Annotated in this window: 1 protein-coding gene; it reads right to left on the bottom strand. The window is 62.3% G+C overall.

Annotated features, from left to right (window positions below; genetic code table 11):
- Positions 1-728: efflux RND transporter permease subunit (locus CXQ94_RS23725; RefSeq protein ID WP_368665587.1), on the bottom strand; the 728-nt coding region annotated here is incomplete at its 3' end.
- Positions 729-741 lie beyond the last annotated feature (13 nt).

Raw genomic sequence — 741 nt, 5'->3', positions numbered from 1 at the left:
CCGTGCTTGCTGATCAGTCCGATCAGCGTCACTAGGCCCACCTGGGTATAGATGTTCATGCTCGACAGGCCAAGGAACAGCGGCACCAGCGCACCGCAAACCGACAGCGGCACGGTGACCAGGATCACCAGCGGATCGCGGAAGCTCTCGAACTGCGCGGCCAAGACCAGGAAGATCACCGCCAATGCCAGCGCGAAGGTCAGGTACAGCGCGTCGCCTTCCTGGATGTACTGGCGCGAGGCGCCGGCGTAATCGAAGCTGAAACCTTCGGGCGCTTCTTCGCGGGCGATGGTCTGCAGCGTTTCGATCGCCTCGCCCATGCTGACGATCGGAAAGCCCTGGATCATCGCGGCGTTGAGTTGCTGGAACTGCTTGAGCTGAGTCGGTCGGGCGCGATCGTGCACCTGGATCAGCGTCGACAGTGGAAGCATTTGGCCTTGCCCGTTGCGCACGTAGTAGTTGCTCAGCCAGTCCGGGTTGTCGCGGTAGGCGCGCTCGACCTGAGCGATGACCTTGTAGCTGCGGCCTTCGATGGTGAACCGGTTGATCTCCCCTTCGCCGAGCAGGGTGCTCAGGGTCAGGCCGAGGTCTTCCATGGAGACGCTCATTTGTGCCGCCTTCTCGCGGTCTATCTCGACCACGACTTCGGGTTTGTCGAAGGCCAGGTCCACATCAAGGAAGGCGAACTTGCCCGATTCCTCGGCGCGCTTGCGGATGCGCTCGGTCACCTGCAGCAGCGTC

It is taken from the genome of Arthrobacter sp. GMC3, from assembly GCF_002929305.1.
Classification (GTDB): Bacteria; Actinomycetota; Actinomycetes; order Actinomycetales; family Micrococcaceae; genus Specibacter.
This window is presented reverse-complemented; position numbering and strand designations above follow the sequence as displayed.